The sequence below is a fragment of the Iodobacter sp. CM08 genome, assembly GCF_033446605.1.
Classification (GTDB): Bacteria; Pseudomonadota; Gammaproteobacteria; order Burkholderiales; family Chitinibacteraceae; genus Iodobacter.
The window spans coordinates 1-16,235 of the sequence record NZ_JAWQUO010000019.1 but is presented as its reverse complement, the minus strand read 5'-3'; the positions used below and the strand labels follow the sequence as shown (position 1 = coordinate 16,235).

13 protein-coding genes are annotated in these 16,235 nt (G+C 48.2%); 5 read left to right on the top strand and 8 right to left on the bottom strand.

The window, feature by feature from the left end; genetic code table 11:
- Window positions 1–131 precede the first annotated feature (131 nt).
- From R6242_RS12300 to R6242_RS12290, 3 genes are all read right to left on the bottom strand, one after another.
- Complete coding sequence (locus R6242_RS12300) at window positions 132–749, bottom strand: NF038129 family PEP-CTERM protein (protein WP_318427215.1); 618 nt, start codon at window positions 747–749, stop codon at window positions 132–134.
- A complete protein-coding gene (locus tag R6242_RS12295) occupies window positions 749–3,448 on the bottom strand; it encodes a lamin tail domain-containing protein (RefSeq protein ID WP_318427213.1) in 2,700 nt (899 codons plus the stop codon). Before R6242_RS12295 ends, R6242_RS12300 begins: the two co-directional genes overlap by 1 nt.
- Window positions 3,449–3,961: 513 nt before the next feature.
- Complete coding sequence (locus R6242_RS12290; RefSeq protein WP_318427211.1) at window positions 3,962–4,900, bottom strand: carbohydrate kinase family protein; 939 nt, start codon at window positions 4,898–4,900, stop codon at window positions 3,962–3,964.
- Between the two features lie 341 nt (window positions 4,901–5,241).
- Between R6242_RS12290 and R6242_RS12285 the strand changes: the two genes are divergently transcribed.
- Entirely contained in the window at window positions 5,242–6,516 is a 1,275-nt protein-coding gene (locus tag R6242_RS12285) for a sugar ABC transporter substrate-binding protein (RefSeq protein WP_318427208.1), read from the top strand.
- A gap of 9 nt (window positions 6,517–6,525) precedes the next feature.
- Here the strand turns inward: R6242_RS12285 and R6242_RS12280 are convergent, their stop codons facing one another.
- The 4 genes from R6242_RS12280 to R6242_RS12265 all read right to left on the bottom strand — a co-directional run bounded on the left by R6242_RS12280 (window position 6,526) and on the right by R6242_RS12265 (window position 11,593).
- Window positions 6,526–7,149, bottom strand: a complete 624-nt coding sequence (locus tag R6242_RS12280; RefSeq protein ID WP_318427205.1) for a FecR domain-containing protein — start codon at window positions 7,147–7,149, stop codon at window positions 6,526–6,528.
- A 465-nt stretch (window positions 7,150–7,614) separates the two neighbouring features.
- Window positions 7,615–9,291, bottom strand: coding sequence for a bifunctional metallophosphatase/5'-nucleotidase (locus R6242_RS12275; RefSeq protein WP_318427203.1), 1,677 nt, complete (start codon window positions 9,289–9,291; stop codon window positions 7,615–7,617).
- A 112-nt stretch (window positions 9,292–9,403) separates the two neighbouring features.
- Window positions 9,404–10,123, bottom strand: a complete 720-nt coding sequence (locus R6242_RS12270) for a 16S rRNA pseudouridine(516) synthase (RefSeq protein WP_318427201.1) — start codon at window positions 10,121–10,123, stop codon at window positions 9,404–9,406.
- Between the two features lie 261 nt (window positions 10,124–10,384).
- Window positions 10,385–11,593 (bottom strand): SGNH/GDSL hydrolase family protein, encoded by a 1,209-nt coding sequence (locus R6242_RS12265; protein ID WP_318427198.1) that lies wholly within the window; start codon window positions 11,591–11,593, stop codon window positions 10,385–10,387.
- A 539-nt stretch (window positions 11,594–12,132) separates the two neighbouring features.
- Between R6242_RS12265 and R6242_RS12260 the strand changes: the two genes are divergently transcribed.
- The 4 genes from R6242_RS12260 to R6242_RS12245 all read left to right on the top strand — a co-directional run bounded on the left by R6242_RS12260 (window position 12,133) and on the right by R6242_RS12245 (window position 15,700).
- On the top strand, window positions 12,133–12,897 hold the full coding sequence (locus R6242_RS12260; protein WP_318427196.1) for a sulfite exporter TauE/SafE family protein: 765 nt from the start codon (window positions 12,133–12,135) through the stop codon (window positions 12,895–12,897).
- The gene (gene nudC / locus R6242_RS12255) at window positions 12,897–13,724 is read left to right on the top strand and encodes an NAD(+) diphosphatase (RefSeq protein ID WP_318427193.1); all 828 of its coding nucleotides are present in this window, start codon (window positions 12,897–12,899) and stop codon (window positions 13,722–13,724) included. The genes R6242_RS12260 and nudC overlap by 1 nt, the downstream gene beginning before the upstream one ends.
- 27 nt (window positions 13,725–13,751) lie before the next feature.
- Complete coding sequence (locus tag R6242_RS12250) at window positions 13,752–14,648, top strand: DMT family transporter (protein WP_318427190.1); 897 nt, start codon at window positions 13,752–13,754, stop codon at window positions 14,646–14,648.
- An 89-nt stretch (window positions 14,649–14,737) separates the two neighbouring features.
- Window positions 14,738–15,700: a hypothetical protein gene (locus R6242_RS12245; RefSeq protein ID WP_293933865.1), complete on the top strand. Its 963-nt coding sequence runs from the start codon at window positions 14,738–14,740 to the stop codon at window positions 15,698–15,700.
- A gap of 117 nt (window positions 15,701–15,817) precedes the next feature.
- Here R6242_RS12245 and R6242_RS12240 read toward each other — a convergent pair whose 3' ends face one another.
- A complete protein-coding gene (locus tag R6242_RS12240; RefSeq protein ID WP_318427188.1) occupies window positions 15,818–16,129 on the bottom strand; it encodes an SDR family NAD(P)-dependent oxidoreductase in 312 nt (103 codons plus the stop codon).
- Between the last annotated feature and the right edge of the window lie 106 nt (window positions 16,130–16,235).

The following is a 16,235-nucleotide window of genomic DNA, read 5'->3' as shown; positions in this document are numbered from 1 at the left end:
AAGTAAACTTACAAACAATCAAATTAAATACTAAAATTAATTATTCTATTTTTACAACAACTTCAAAACATAAAAAACGACCCCGCAGGGTCGTTTTTAACCACAAGCAGTGAAACCAGCTCTTTGCCGTATTAAATCTTACTGATGTAAGAGCTGCGCTTACGCCGTTGCATGGCCAAACCTAATAGACCCAAACCAATCAAGGCGTAGGTTTCTGGCTCTGGTACGGGGGTAATCGTTGCCACGGCCTTACCATCGGCACGAAGCAAGCTGTTAAATGACGTTGCGCTGCCCGGGGTAAATTCTGCCATCACCGCAACACCCGATGGATCCGCACTTAACAAAGAGCCGTAGTTTTTATCTAGCAAAGAAAAAGCAAAGCTAGTGCCTGAACCAATTACCGAATTGCTTTCTGCAAATTCAACATTGAACTGTAGTTTTTTGCCAAAGATAACGCCCTGAGTAAATTGATTAGGCTGCAAATTATCCAGCTTTAAAGTAGAGCTAAGCTGCCCAAGCACGTTAAACGTGTTGCTGTTATCGACCAGCCCAAAGCTGCTGCCACGGAACTGGCTAACGAGCGCACGAACCAAAGGTGAATCACTTAGGCCATTTAAACCCAAGGCTACAAAACCGCCCTGCCCTTCCAAAGCGCGAGTATCCACATCCACTTGATACATCGCCGCCGAAGCCATGTTGCTGCAAACCAAGGCAAGGCCAGCCAATGCTAGTTTAAGGATATGTTTCATTATTTAAAGTCCTTATTAGCCAGAATTTGTGCAGTAAAACGAATCGCAACACGTGCCGGATTGTTAAATTTAAGCGGTAAAACCAGCGCCGTACCGGCAGTAATATTAGCAAGCAGTACGCCATCTTCAGCGCCATTTGCCAGCGTTACCCCTGCAGGTAAATCTTTGATTTGCACACGGACTGGGCCACTTACAACGCTTTGCGCGGCCAAGCTAAGGCTGCCATTAAATGTTTTGCTGCCCGCGTTATAAACCAAGCCTGATTTTTGCTGACTAAAGCGCGCAGTGATATCAAACCATGCTTGTGGCAGGGTTAGCTTTGCTACTTCTGGCTCGTGATCCGATGCTTGATCTGCAAACTCAGAATTCACATGCACCACATCGTATTGAGCACGGCTGGCTAAGGCTGGCGACACCAAAATATGATCCAGCACTTGGCTATTGCCTTCATAAACGTAGGTGTAGCGCTCGTTTTCTGGCAGCGTTTCAACTAGATCCACTAAGCCCACCGCCTTTAAGCGCTGTACTGAGGTAGAGAACTGGTAATCATTGATATCCCCCAGCACCACTACATTGGCATTACGATCCAAGGCGTTAATCCGGCTAACAAAATCAGCCACGATTTGTGCTTGTTTATTGCGCTGCACTTCTGAGCTGCGATTAGCCGGTTGGAAACGGCCACTCAAAGGCTGATCTCCCCCTTTAGAATTAAAGTGGTTAGCAATCACAAACAGCTTGTTGCCATTAAAAGAAAATTCGCCGGTAAGCGGTTTACGGCTGGCATTAAAAGCTGGGTCTGTTGGAGCAATACGGCCAGGGCTAGCAGTCAGGCAGGCTTGTTCTGGGCAAGCCACCACGTCGATGCCCTGAGTGGCAGAGCCACCCGCACGATCAATAAAGCTCACTCTTGCTGGATTAAACAAGAAAACTTGGCGGATATTGCCACCTGGCTCACCACCATCTTGGCCATCTACGGGGTTGATTTGGCGATATTGATAAGCTGGACCGCCTGCCGTTTTAATCGCCGTGATGAGCTTGGCCAAGGTTTGGGCTGGGTCAACCGTGCCATCGCTCGTCGCGCCGTTATTGTCTTGGATTTCCATCAAGCCAAGAATGTCGGGCGATTGCAGGTTTTGTACGATTTGCACCGCTAAGCGAGCAAACTTAGCCCCGCCTTCATTGGCATCGAGGTTTTCTACGTTAAATGAGGCAATCGCTAGTTCATCGCTAGTCTGTTTAACCGTGGTTTCTGGCTGCAAATTGCTACTCACAGGAGCGGCTAATTCGCTAAGCTGTAAGTTATAGTTAGCAAAGCTATAATCCACCACGCCCACCGCTTGCGGGAACCAATCCCCCACATTAACAGCAGGTGCCTTGATTGCACCTGCGGCTAATTTAATGCGCTCTGGGTTAAAATCGGCTTCAGTCACCACTACCCCACCACGTGGTGAGCGCGGGCCTGCGGCTCTGCCGTGATCTGCAACGACAAACACTTCGCCAAATTTATTGCTCGGGCCAACCACTACCGCGCCATTAATTTGCACGCGCATGCCTTCTAGGCTTTCATAAAAATCGAGGCCATTGGCTAAATCAAGCGTAGTGGCTTGCTCAATATCAGCCACATTACCTTGCCATAGCCGCTGATTTGGCACATTGCTAGCCAAGATAACGGGCGCAGGCAGCGCATTGCCGCTAGACAATTTGCTAGCGCCGCCACTGGCTAATTTGATTTGCGTGGTGGTTAAATTATTGGTACCACCCGTGCCGCCTGGGCGGAACTCGCTGACTGTGCCAGAAACCAATACCGAATCGCCCACCACCACCGTTGGCGCACTGCCAACAAACACAAAAATCCCTTCAGACGTTAAAGGATCGTTATCTGGCAGCGGGTCTTGCAGATAAAAGCCATTGCTTGCCAATAGGGTTACAACCCCTGGTACATTGCTCACCACGGTATTTTCTAAAGGCGAGCGATGCGTATGGCCTTGAATATCATGGATGCGTTGGCTGCTTGGTGTTGGAGTGGGTGTTGGAGTGGGTGTTGGGGTAGGCGTTGGAGATACACCACCGCAAGTATGCAGCAGGGTTGCACCATTACGCGGTGCAGGAGTGGTCACTATAAAGTCAGCGCTATTGTCGTTGCTATCTGTGCAGCCTGCGTTTTTGCGTAGGGCAGCCGTACTATTACTTAATAGCGCAGTTGGGTTAGTTTCTGCATTGTTTGCAGAACCAAAACCTACGTAATCCAAAACATTAGCGTTGCTGCTGCACTGCGCGCCGCAAGCCAAAAGCAAATTATTTTTAACAAGAGCCACTTTGCCACTGCTTGCGCTTAACAGCAGGGTGCCTGTCGCTTCTGGAGAGGGTAGATTTGCACTGCCACCTGTGCCGGTAGACTGCTGAACTAAGTAATACTGCCCAGCAAGCAAGACCCCATTGATCGCTGTTTTTTGCCAGCTGCTGCCCGTTGCCGAAGCGTATTGCACGCTCCAGCCAGTAAGATCTGCAGGCTGGTCACCCGCATTAAATAACTCAATAAAATCACTTTTAAATATCGCCCCGCTATTACCGCCGCCGCCGTAAACCTGGCTAATCACCACTTTTGCTGCCGCATGTGCGGGAGCATTTATTCCCCAAGCCATTAAACACAGTGCCATCAACGTTTTTAGCTTGCAGCCTTCTACCGCCTTCTTATTCATTGCAACCCCTGCTTTTATGGTTAGTCAGGATTCCCGACGTGAGCACAAACCATATAGACAAAGCATGAAAACAACAAGTCAGTTGCATGACAGATTTAATACAGTAGAAATTACTAATATTATTTAACTAACATTACGTACAAAGACTATTCATCCGCGAAAAACACTAAATATATGAATAAAATGGGTTAAAAATGGCTGATCTACCACCAACTTTCATTATGATGCGTAGATTTTTTTAATAACTATTTTAGTTTAAATGTAATTATTTAAATAAATCAAAAAACAAGGGGAGTGCGGCCTAATCCTATCAACTTAAGCGAAATATTTTTCGTAGGGCGGGTGCAACCCGCGTTTTTTCAGCATCGCTCGCGGGTTACGCCCGCCCTAAGAATGGCATATTGCTTACGTTGATAGCATTGGAATGCAGCCAACTGTTCACACTTTTAGTGCACTATATCTTTTTTGATCTTGCTGCAAAACATCCCTTATTAAGCAAGCCGCACAGCGCCCCTACACCAAGGACAAGCCAAAAGCCTGCTCAAACCGTGCCGCAATCTCCTCACGGCTAAAAACATGGTTTTGCCCGCCCTTATAGCCAATTTTAAGTGTGCCTAATAATGAGGCCAAGCGCCCAGTCCTTGGCCAGTCCCACCCTTGGTTGATGCCAAATAACAGCCCAGCACGATAAGCATCACCGCAGCCGGTTGGGTCTAGCACCTCATTGGCCACAACCACGGGAATATCATGGCAAATACCGCCTTCATAAATTTTAGAGCCATCTTCACCTAGCGTAACAATCAGCACTTTTGCGGTGTTTTTAAGCTCATCCATGCTCTGGCCAGTGGTGTTCAGTACCATTTCTAGCTCGTAGTCATTCACCGTCACATAGCTGGCCAAAGTAATCATCCGCAATAGCTCCGCCGCATTAAACATTGGCAGGCCTTGGCCGGGGTCAAAGATAAAGGGGATATTAGCGCTAGCAAGCTGCTCACAATGCTCTTGCATGCCTTGCTTGCCATCGGGGGAAATAATCGCCAGCTCAATCGCTACTTGGATATCCGCCACACGGTTTAGATGCGAAAAACTCATGGCACCGGGGTGAAAAGCGTTGATCTGGTTGTCGTCTAAATCAGTGGTTAAAAAGCATTGCCCAGTAAACGTGTCTGCAACTTCTAAAATGCTATCACGACGAATACCCAATCTATCTAGGCGATTGGCATAGGGAGCAAAATCGCAGCCTGCGGTTGCCATAATTTGTGGGTCCCCACCCAGCATTTTAAGGTTATAAGCGATATTACCCGCACAACCACCAAATTCCCGACGCATTTCCGGCACCATAAACGACACCGAAAGCATATGAATTTTTTCTGGCAAGATATGATTTTTAAACCGATCTGGAAAAACCATAATCGTGTCATAAGCCATAGAACCACAGATCAAAACAGACATTGTGTTCATACCTCGCAAGGGTTAATTGAGTAAGTATAGGTTGCAAACTAAGTTTAAATAAGTAAATCAGCAATGAGGCAAAATCATATTACCCAGCAACATACCCACAATATAAAAGCCTTACTCCATCGTTTTATCATTGCTCAATAAACAAAGATATACACAAATATCGGTCAATCATCATATGCCAATATGACAGCCATCTATACCTAGTTCATTAGAAATGTAAGTCACATTTTTACAACAACACTTCACACTTTTACACAATATTTAAAATCACATAGATAACACAATACTTATGTTACCAAGCCGCACCGCCAAAAAAAATGGAGCATATCTAGATGAATAAAAAAATTATTACTAGCGCAATGGTTGTAACCAGTATTTTAAGCGCCTCACCCATTTTTGCCGCTGAAAAAGTAAAACTAGAATTTTGGACCATGAATATGGCACCTAAATTTAATGATTACTTTAAAGGCCTTGCTACTCAATTTAATCAGCAAAATCCAAACCTAGATGCCATTTGGGTCGATATGAATTGGGATCAAATTCAGCCTAAGCTGATTGCTGCTATTGCAGCGGGTAACCCTCCGGCCCTAGTCAATTTTAATGTACCGTGGGTGCATGATTTTGCCCGCCAAGGCAATATTTTGCCGCTGAATGAATACTTGGGGGCGGATAAAAATCTTTATCAAGACAATGCACTTAACGATGTTACTTATAAAGGAAAAATCTATGCCTTTCCTTGGTATAACTCTGTGGCTGTGATTGCCTACAATAAAGAAATATTTGATAAAGCGGGTATAAAAACCCCAGCCAAAAATTTTGATGAATTAATTAGCCAAGCCAAAACTATTACTGCAAAAACAAAATTACCCGCATTTACACCTAAATTATCGGCAGAAAGTGGTGGCAGTTTTATCAATTGGTTTTATTACGCGGGCTTGCCAGTGATTGAAAATGGCAAAGCAGTATTTAATTCCCCTCAGCACATTGCATTCTTGCAAAAATTTGTAGATTTATATAAAGCAGGCGCAATACCTAAAGATGTATTTAAAATTGAATTCGAGCAAGAAATTGCCGCGTATAACACGCAGCGCATTGCCATGATGACCACCGCGCCACAAGCATTAAAACGCACCGAGCAAGATAGCAAAGCGATTTACGGCAAAACTGAAATCGCCCCTTTTCCAATTGCAGAGGGAAAAATGGCATTTGGGGGCTGGATGATGGATTACGTGATCCCTAAAGGCACAAAATCACCCAGCGATGCGGCCAAGCTAGGTAAGTTTATTACCAGCGATGCAGCTCAATTGGCCTTCTCTAAAGAAACCGGCACTACGTTCCCATCGACAAAAAAAGCGGCAGCAGACCAGTACTTTATGTCTGGAGCGAAGAGCAGTGATCCGGTAGAAAAGGCCCGCGCCGTGGCCGCCCAATCTATTGGCAACGCTAAAACACTGACTTTAGAACCAGGCATTCTGCCAGATGAAACCACCATGCAGCGCACCCTGCAAAATGAAATCCAATCGGCGATCACAGGGCGTAAATCTGCCAAGGCCGCGTTAGATGCCGTGGTTAAAAACTGGAATGAGCGCTTAGCTAAACAAAAGTAGGCGTTTAAATCAGCCGGCCAGTGCATGAGGCTTACGGCCGGCTAATGCTTCTAAAATCGCCAATTCGTCATCGCTATGATTACGAAGTGGCGATTTTTCTATGCTGCCTTTCGCATCCAGCGTATGCGCTTTATGGTGGCTGGCTTTTACCCGAAAGCGCCGAGCTTCTTGGTGCATTGGGCTTAAATCGACTTCGCCATAGCAGAGGCAAAAGTAGGTGCTTTGCTCGCTGGCCTCGGCATACAGCCCTGTACCGCGTATCCCTGCCGTTACCGTTGGCGTAATAATTTGCTTATTACCCTTAGCAAATACCGCAAGTAAAGCGCCGCTCAGTAAACGTAAGCTCCCCAGCACTAGGCCTTTTTTCTCTAATTGCAAAGAGCCATTGGCACGTAGCAAATAGACATCATTATCCAGCCTGACCACCAGCTTTGAATCTGCCCCCGTGCGTAAATGGTCTCCTAAGCTAATCGGGTCGCCCAGTTTTAAAGGCTGATCATTCCTCCACGCCTGCCCAAGGAGCTGCTTAACTTCACCCGAGGCTCCAGCCGCCCATGTTGGCATGGCCACCGTGGCAAGTAAGCTGCCCACCAACAATAAAAACTGCCTGCGCTGTAGACATTGATGCTTCATTGGCTCGCTCCCTAGATAGAGGTTTAACTGATTAGCCTCTTGCTCAATCTCATTATAAATATCGTAGGGCGGGTGAAACCCGCGTATTTACTCAGCATTGCTCGCGGGTTTCACCCGCCCTACAAATCCATCGACAAAGAGTTCATTGAGCAAAAGACATAATCAGGTAGGTTTAAGCATAGCTAAATCTACTGACATTGATCACTGCATTTCCACTAAGAATACGTCAGTCTGGCACTGGGATGATCTGCTCTGGCTGACCGATACGCTTATATAAACATGCACCAATGCCAAATCATCAACGGCAGCTGGCTCTTTTTCCCTAGCAGAAGCAAACTCAGCAGAAAAACATGGGGCTAATTAGATGCAAAAAGCCCCCTTTGCTCGCTTAAGTAGCAAAGGGGGCGGTGACTCAATCCTATCAAGGGTAACGCTTTATCGCGTCAGCCAAGCGGATGATATGGCTTAGTTCAAAACACTAATACGCTCTGCTTTTGGCACAGCAAGCATTGGGTTTTTCTTCAGGTAGTTTTCCAAGGCATCCACATCTTGCGGGCCGCCAAGCACGCTCTTACCGTTTACAAACTCCAGATAACCATCGCCACCCGTTGCCATAAAATTATTCACCGTCACGCGATAGTTAGCTTTTGGATCAATAGCCACGCCATTGAGCTTAATGCTGGCAATATCTACCTTGCTGCCATCTGGCTTGCTCTTATCCCATATATAGCTAAAGCCTGCCGACACTTGCATGATTTTGGCCGCCCCAGCATTCCACTGCTGCTCAAGCACCTTATCGATTTGCTCGCCAGTCAGCGTCATCGTCACGAGGGTATTACCAAAGGGTTGTACGGTAAACAGCTGGCCGTAAGTCACCTTAGCAGCGGCATCTGGACCCAGCTCGGCACGCACACCACCTGGGTTCATAAAGGAAATTTGCGAAGCGCCATTGCTCTTATCTGCTGTGGCATCAAGCTGAGCATCGGCAATCACTCGGCCTAGCGGCATTTCGCCCGCTGCCGTGGCTGTTTTAGTCAGCGGGCCTGCAATGGTTCCTGCCACTCGATCTTTAAGCGGCGTAACCAATTTCAGGAATTTTTCGATCAACGATGTTTGGGCCGCATCTTTTGGCACATCACGCGTCACGGCCAGATTATTGGCGCTCATCTTAATCACATTGCGGGTTTTAGGATCAATCGTCAGATCAATGTCCGTCACCATGCCGCCATATTGATAGGCGCTGGTCACCAGCTTATCGTTGATTTTGCAATTGTAGGGCTGATGAGTATGGCCAGAAACCACCACATCAATGGCTTTATCTAGCTTGTTTACGATATCGACGATGGGGCCAGAAATGCCATTGCATTCATTGTATTTTTTATCAACGGTCACCCCACCTTCGTGCAGCAAGACCACAATGGTTTCAACGCCCTGCTTTTGCAGCTCAGGCACCAGCTTATTGGCGGTTTCTACTTCGTCTTTAAAATCTAAACCCACCACACCAGACGGCGTAACAATACCCGGCGTGCCTTTTAAAGTCATGCCGATAAAGCCGATTTTTACGCCTTGAAATTCTTTGATTTGATAAGCGGGGAAGAGTGTTTTACCGGTTTTGCTGTCCTGCACATTAGCAGCCAGAAACTTAAATTTTGCACCGTCAAACTTACCATCGGCACAACCTACTTTATCTGCGTGGCAGCCGCCATTTTGCATACGCAGTAATTCTTCACGGCCATCATCAAACTCGTGATTACCTACCGCATTAAAATCCAAACCCAAAGCATTCATGGATTCAATCGTTGGCTCGTCATGATAAAGCGCAGAAATCATCGGGCTAGCACCGATCAAATCGCCAGCTGAAACCACCACATTATTTGAATTTTTAGCTTTAAGGTTTTTAACCCAGGTCGCCAGATATTCAGCACCACCTACCGGCACCTTGGTGGTTTTACTTGGATCACTGGCATCGGGAACGGTTAGGGTGATCGCTCCTGCTTCGATATTGCCATGAAAATCATTAATGGCAATCAGTTTAACCTCAACAGGAGCAGCTACGGCTTCGGGAGCCGCCAAATCAGAGTCATTACACGCAGTAAGTGCCAGCGCGATGCTGGCCATAAGCAAGCCATTACATAAATTCATGGGGATACCCTTAGGCAGGCAGCAAAAAATTAGTAAGAATAATGAAATTTAATGGCAAGTTTATAACAAATAGATGACTACGCCATTACATTTCATGCTTTCCCCATGTGTTTTACTGTGCTGACACCAACAGCGCCATTTGTGCCTCAGATAAATAGCACCATTCACCCTCAGGTAAATTCATCTCAGCCAGTTTTAAGCCGCCAATTTCCGAGCGACGTAAACCAGCGCAATGATTGCCTGCTGCGGCCAGCATGCGTTTGACTTGGTGATATTTGCCCTGCTCCAGCACGATTTCTAGCTCATTCTCACCTAGCTTTTTGCAATGCACGGCAGCCAAAGGCGCAGGCTCATCGTTGAGCTGTACACCGGCGATTAACAGCGCGACCAATTCATCGCTCACCGGCTCGGCAGTGATGGCGACATACACCTTGGGCACGTGGCGCTTAGGGGAGGATTGTGCGTGGATAAACGAGCCATCGTCCGACATCAGCAACAGGCCGGTGGTATCGTGATCTAAACGGCCGACGGGCTGCACTTCGCGCCAATTAAACTGCTCAGGTAATAGCTTTAATACCCCTGGATGATGGCTAGGTTTACGTGAGCATTCATAATTGGCCGGTTTATTCAGCGCAATATAGACGTGCTCACGATAGGGCCAGCTTTCACCAAAAATAGTGAGCTCTAGCCCTGTAGTTTCAAAAGCGAGCTTAAAGTTGCTGACAATCTCACCATTTACGGCCACTTCACCGTCGGTAATCATCTCGCGACAACCCTTGCGCGTACCAAAGCCCTGCGATTGCAGGATGCGATCTAATGTTAATTTGCTCATGAGCGAATTTTACCGGATACACAGCGCCTAGGCGATAAGTAGTGAAGCATCCGTTTTCTTGTATCTTAATCCAGCTAAAAAAGCGTCATCCCCGAGCACCTTTGTCGGGGATCCAGCAGCTCGGCGGGGTTCCCGCCTACGCGGGAATGACGGCTGACTACTTTTTGGAAAACTGATTGCAAAGTACTTATTATCAAATTCTAGGCAATAAAAAACCGCACTTAAGCCCAAGGCCAAGCGCGGTTTTTTTATGGGTAAAGCTTACTTCACAAAGCCTGCTGCCATGGCAGTGCCTGCTGCTGCTTTACCTAGAACAGCATGTCCTGTAATCGATGGGTGTACGCCATCTGCAAATAGATACGTCACATCTGCATTAGCCGCCACTAGGGTTTTTCCTGTGCAAGTCAGGGCAGAAACTTTAGTTGGATCTGTGCTTGGCGGTAGAGCGCTGATTGATGGCGTGGTGTCGTTATTACACGCCATATTGCTGGTGTTAACCAAACCAAAGCTTACTGGGCTAACAATCGCTTTAGCCACAAGGCCTGCGGTATCTACAATCACGACTTGTTTCGCGGCGATTTCGGTGGCTAATGCTGCAGCAACCGCTTTGTTATATTCAACAGAAAGCGTTGTTGCTAAGCCTTTTAAAGGCGTTGGTGCAAACTGAGGGGTAACGCCTAGATCTGGCATATTGGCATAAACCACTTTGCTAGCACCCATAGCAACCAATGTTTTCACTTGTGTGACCATTGAGGTCACATTTTTGCCAATCTCGGTTGGCGCTGTTGTAGGGCTGATTTTGCCTGCAGCCACCCCTGCTAAGAAAGCAAAGAAATCATTTGGGCCGCCTTGAATCAATACCAATTGGCTGGCATTAAAGCTAGTACGTGCCGCTTTATACTTGGCAATTTGGCCCTTGATCGATAGCGCAGTTGCCGATTGGTAAGTTACGCCAGGAGCCACCGTTACAAGCCCATTACTAATCGCTTGGCCCTTGGCATTTACAGTTAGCTCTGTATCAATTCTTGAGCCACCTTCTGCGTAGGCACTACCACCTAGCTCATAAATCTTGCCCATTAAACTTGGTGTACCCACTGGCGCACCAGTGACTGGATTTAACCCGCTGAAGTTGACTAAGCGATTTGGGGTTAAATTTAAACCATATTCAGCGGCAAAAAACTCAGTCCAAACAGCACCAGCTGTTTGAACATCAGGCTTGCCAGCCTCTTTTACAACAAGCTTGGTAGTAAAGCGTAAACCAACCGGAATATCATTGCTTAAATCAGCATCTGCTGTAGTCGGGTTATACGTGCCGATATCGCTCAGGCTATCGCCAAAAGAAACCACTTCTTTAATATTGCGAGTATCCGCTGGAGTATTGGCATCTCCACCACCGCCACACGCAGCGAGCAAGGAGGTCAGTAGCAAAACAGCAAAGGGGCGGCTTGCCCGTGGCAGCGAAGAATTCATGTAAATCTCCCGTCTTGTTTTGATTAGCACAAGCCAAAGCCCGATGCTCTCTGTAGTAAACCATCTTGATGCTACGAATCAAACGTGTGTTTGACAAGCCAAAACAGCTTAGGACTATCCCTAGGTAAGAGCTAACGCTGCCTATTGACCGACTAACGGTAAGGTTATGTAAAAAATTAGTAATGCAGGCAAATAGTCATGTAATTGCAGCATATCCACCTACATCTGCCCCTACACATCCAAGATTCAGCGCAAATTAGTTAGTTTTCATAAGGAATGACCTAGCAGGATAACTTGCGTATCCTGACAAATAGCCACAGAAACCACGGTGGCTTAGCTGCTGATCAGCGGATGACTTAGCGTGTACTGATGTATTTAAGCGACACACTGCTAGCAGCGCTTTCTTAAAGTAGCCTCAGATTAAAGAAAAACTACTTTTTATGCGGATTTAAATCGACATACGCTCGCTAGCGAGCTTAGCCTCAGGCCAACAAGCGGCTAGATCACCTCATTCCACAGCATCACCTGTGCCCAAATCCATGACTGAATTAATTGCATTATTTGTTGTATCGCTCATTGCCAACATCCTTTCCGCACTTGCGGGTGGCGGTGCGGGCCTATTGCAGTTACCTATTTTGCTATTTCTAGGCTTGGCTTTCCCAGTGGCGCTGGCTACGCATAAAGTGGCCAGCGTAGCGCTAGGCTTAGGCGCTACGGTCAAGCATCTCAAAGCGGGCACGCTCAACTGGCGCTTTTCGCTGATTATTCTGGCAAGTGGCTTACCTGGCGTATTTATTGGCACCATGTTGGTGTTACAGATTCCTGAACGCTGGACATTACTTATCCTCGCTCTGCTTACTAGTGGCTTGGGTGTTTACTCGCTACTCTCCCCCTCACTTGGGCAAGAAGCGCAAAGCCGTCACCGCAGCGGCTTAGCGCTTTGGCAAGGTGCGGCGGGCTTATTTTTAATCGGCATACTCAATGGCTCATTTACCTCGGGTACGGGGCTATTTGTTACGCTGTGGCTGGTGCATTGGTTTGGGATAGATTACAAACGCGCCGTGGCTTACACCATGGTGTTGGTGGGTTTATTTTGGAATGGCGCAGGCGCTATTTCACTGGCAATGCAAGCGGGGCTCTACTGGCCTTGGGTTCCTATTTTGCTAATCGCCTCCGCCCTAGGTGGGTATTTAGGGGCGCACTGGGGCTTAAAACAAGGCAATCAGATGATTAAACGCTGCTTTGAAAGCGTCACCATCCTGACGGGAATTTCTCTACTCATTAAAACAATAAAGGTATGGTGATGTGGCCTGTCAATTTTATTCCGCAATATATTCATACGGCGGCAAACATGGACGCGCTGTGCTTGGCGTTTATTGGCGATCAACTTTTAGTCTGCGCCGATGGCCAACTGCCCCTCGCCGAAACGCTACCTGCCAGCGCTGAAATCAGTGTGCAAATTGGCGAGTACTCAGGCAGAGCCTGTACCTTACTGGCTTGGCCCCAAGAAACCCCATACTCCGATCAGCTACAGGCCATTGGCCTACGCAGTGCATGGGGCTTGCTCGACAACAGCAGCTATTGGATTGCGGCCCGCGCCCAGCAACTACTGACCTTTGATCGGCAGCACCGTTTTTGCGGCCGATGCGGCACCGCCACCACCCGCATGCCAACAGAAACCGCACGCGAATGCCCAGCCTGCCTACACCGTAGCTATCCGCGAATTTCACCCGCCATGATGGTGCTGATTAAAAAGGGCAGAGAGCTACTACTAGCCCGTTCACCACACTTTAGGCCAGGCGTTTATAGCGCTTTAGCGGGCTTTGTAGAGGCTGGTGAATCCCTAGAAGAGTGTATTCACCGCGAAATTTATGAAGAGGTAGGGGTAAAAGTGGGTGAGCTACGCTGGTTTGGCAGCCAAAGCCATCCCTTTCCCCACTCTTTAATGCTGGCTTTTATTGCCGATTACAGCTCGGGCGAGATCACCCCCCAGCCAGATGAAATCGAAGATGCCCAATGGTTTAGCCCAGAAAACCTACCCGAGCTACCCAGCAACTCCAGCATTGCCTACCACCTGATACAAGCAGGGCTAGCAGAGATTTTGGCAGATGATCGGGCTAAGGCCGCCTAAACCATCGTTTCCCTAAATGGAAGCAAGATGTATACAACATCCCCCAGCAACAGCATCTTTCGTTTTGGTGTGATTTTGGCCGTTTTTGCCGCTACAGGTTTCTCTTGCAAAGCCATATTTGCCAAGCTGGCTTACCGGCACGGTGTGGACGCCATTACCATGGTCTGCTTACGCATGTTATTTGTGCTGCTGATTTTAGCCAGCTTTAGCCTATGGCGTAGCAAGGCAACATTGGCTAGGCGGGATTATCTGGCACTGATTGGCTTAGGCCTGCTGGGCTATTATTTATCGAGCGTGCTGGATTTTATTGGCTTAATGACGGTGAGTGCTAGCTTGGAGCGGCTGATCCTTAGCCTGTATCCCACCCTTACCGTGTTGTTTTCTGTGATGCTTGGCGGTGCGGTGCTCACACGGCGCATTAAGCAAGCCTTGCCAATTACTTACTTAGGCATCGCCTTAGTGGTGTACCCAGGCTTAAAAGACACCAATGCCGATTGGGTCGGGATTGGCTTTATCCTTGCCAGCACCACCTGCTACGCCCTGTATATGAGCCTGAGCCCCAAGGTGATTGCCCGCGTCGGCGCGATGCGCTTTACCGAGCTGGGGCTCACCGTTTCTAGCATCGCCATTATTTGCCACTTTTTAATCACTCACCCCGTGCAAGCGCTGATTCAGCCCCTGCCGGTGTATGGCCTTGCCGCCGCTATGGCCGTGTTTGCTACGGTGCTACCGATCTACGCCACCGCCGCCGCCATGAGCCGGATTGGTGCCAGCCGCACTGCCATCATCGGCAGCCTTGGCCCCATGCTGTCTATTTTATTAAGCATCGGTATTTTGGACGAACGCCTCAGCCCGATTCAATGGCTGGGCGCGGCTATTGTGATGCTGGGGGTGTGGATTGTAGGGAAAAGTCATAAAAGCTGAATCAATCTAAGTAGGCTTAGTCTTAGCCTCTATTGGCCAAGTTAATCAATAAAGCAAACACTGGCAGCACGGCTATATATGGAAAGCGTATGAAACTCTGGAACTCACTAACAGCGCTATTTAAACCTACGGTACTGAGCTGCGACCCAAGCTTACTTGATGCACTAGCAGAGATTGCAAACCCACGGATTAAGCTTGCCAGCCGCTATCAAGTACGATTACAAAATGCCTGTGCCATTGCAGTTTCTTGGAGTGGCCGCATCGTGGCGCAGCTGCCTGTGCCGATTGAGTTATCTAGCAATAGTTGGAACACCGAGCCCCATGCCCACGCTGCATTTGGCACCAGCGAAAGTGTGCAAGAAACCATTAGCCATTCGGCAGAAGCCCAAACTTGGTTTGCCCAAAACCCGCTGGCCGATCACGCCTATGCCGTACTGGTAATGCAAAGCCAGCTGCAACAACGCTATGGTATGGAGGTATTTGGCGATAGCGTAAGGCAAGATGTGGCGCAACAAGTACTGGTATGCCGTGGCCAGCAGATTAGCCAAGTAGCAGGCAGCATTGATGCGCTGCATGGAATGTTAAAACAACGCTTACTGAAGCTAGTCGCCAGCCACGCCGCTTGGCATATTGAAGCAAGAGAACAATTTAAACGCCAACTAGCCGCCGAGCTAGAGCAAGTAAGAATCAGCTGGCGCTATTGCAAACCAAGCGAAGCACGCTATGCCGCGCTGACCCAGCAACTTGATCAGCTCTCCACAGAATTCAACGCCTGCCGCAGTGCCTTAGAGCCAGAAGCTATGTTGGCGCTGCTAGAAACCTCGCTCACCGATGCCAATAGCCATATCCGGCTCGAAACTCAGCGCTTAAATCTCAATAAAATGGGCGTAGTGGTCAGTAGCGACGCCGATGCCGCCGAAATCGCCCTCAGCCATGTATTAGCCGAACGCGGGCAGTGGCTGGATAGAACCATCGTACCGGTCAAAATTGTGCGCAGCGATATCATCCCACCAAAAGACTTTAGCCAGCGGCTAGATGAGGTGTTGTTTTAATTTGTCCGCCCCAAGCCAAGCTCTTGTAGGGTGGGCGCAGCCCACGCGGGATGTATCAGCCTTTATCAACGTGGGCTGTGCAACATCAATTCCTTAAGATAAAACTAAGCCTAGCCCCTACAACTCGTCCTCAACGCTATAACGCTCACCACCTTGAGGCAATGAGGCCAAGCGCTGCACTAGCGCGGCGGCCACCTGCTGAGGCTGACGCAATAGCCCCTGTTGCTTGCGGGCAATAAACCGCCCCACATCGGGGAATTCGGCGGTGCTGCGTGAGCGAATTTCGGCCTGCATCTCAGTATCCATCACGCCTGGATCAAAATTAATGCAGGTGACCGGATAGGTAGTAAGGCTTTGCTCGGCGGCCAGCGCCCGAATAAAGTGCTCTAAGCCCGCCTTGCTAGCGCAATATAAAGGCTCTGTCTGCATTAATAGTTGAAAAGGATATTTTTTCCTATCGCCTGCTCAATCCCTGATTTTGCCGTGATATTTTGGCCTGCGCGGTCTAACCATCGCCGCCAGCCTAAATAGCTTT

What these genes read in the sequence shown, in the direction of transcription:
- R6242_RS12245 (WP_293933865.1), top strand. Translation starts at nt 14,738, where the DNA reads ATGAAACTCTGGAACTCACTAACAGCGCTATTTAAACCTACGGTACTG.
- R6242_RS12270 (WP_318427201.1), bottom strand. Translation starts at nt 10,123, where the DNA reads ATGAGCAAATTAACATTAGATCGCATCCTGCAATCGCAGGGCTTTGGT.
- nudC (WP_318427193.1), top strand. Translation starts at nt 12,897, where the DNA reads ATGTGGCCTGTCAATTTTATTCCGCAATATATTCATACGGCGGCAAAC.
- R6242_RS12300 (WP_318427215.1), bottom strand. Translation starts at nt 749, where the DNA reads ATGAAACATATCCTTAAACTAGCATTGGCTGGCCTTGCCTTGGTTTGC.
- R6242_RS12285 (WP_318427208.1), top strand. Translation starts at nt 5,242, where the DNA reads ATGAATAAAAAAATTATTACTAGCGCAATGGTTGTAACCAGTATTTTA.
- R6242_RS12240 (WP_318427188.1), bottom strand. Translation starts at nt 16,129, where the DNA reads ATGCAGACAGAGCCTTTATATTGCGCTAGCAAGGCGGGCTTAGAGCAC.
- R6242_RS12250 (WP_318427190.1), top strand. Translation starts at nt 13,752, where the DNA reads ATGTATACAACATCCCCCAGCAACAGCATCTTTCGTTTTGGTGTGATT.
- R6242_RS12295 (WP_318427213.1), bottom strand. Translation starts at nt 3,448, where the DNA reads ATGAATAAGAAGGCGGTAGAAGGCTGCAAGCTAAAAACGTTGATGGCA.
- R6242_RS12275 (WP_318427203.1), bottom strand. Translation starts at nt 9,291, where the DNA reads ATGAATTTATGTAATGGCTTGCTTATGGCCAGCATCGCGCTGGCACTT.
- R6242_RS12290 (WP_318427211.1), bottom strand. Translation starts at nt 4,900, where the DNA reads ATGTCTGTTTTGATCTGTGGTTCTATGGCTTATGACACGATTATGGTT.
- R6242_RS12265 (WP_318427198.1), bottom strand. Translation starts at nt 11,593, where the DNA reads ATGAATTCTTCGCTGCCACGGGCAAGCCGCCCCTTTGCTGTTTTGCTA.
- R6242_RS12280 (WP_318427205.1), bottom strand. Translation starts at nt 7,149, where the DNA reads ATGAAGCATCAATGTCTACAGCGCAGGCAGTTTTTATTGTTGGTGGGC.
- R6242_RS12260 (WP_318427196.1), top strand. Translation starts at nt 12,133, where the DNA reads ATGACTGAATTAATTGCATTATTTGTTGTATCGCTCATTGCCAACATC.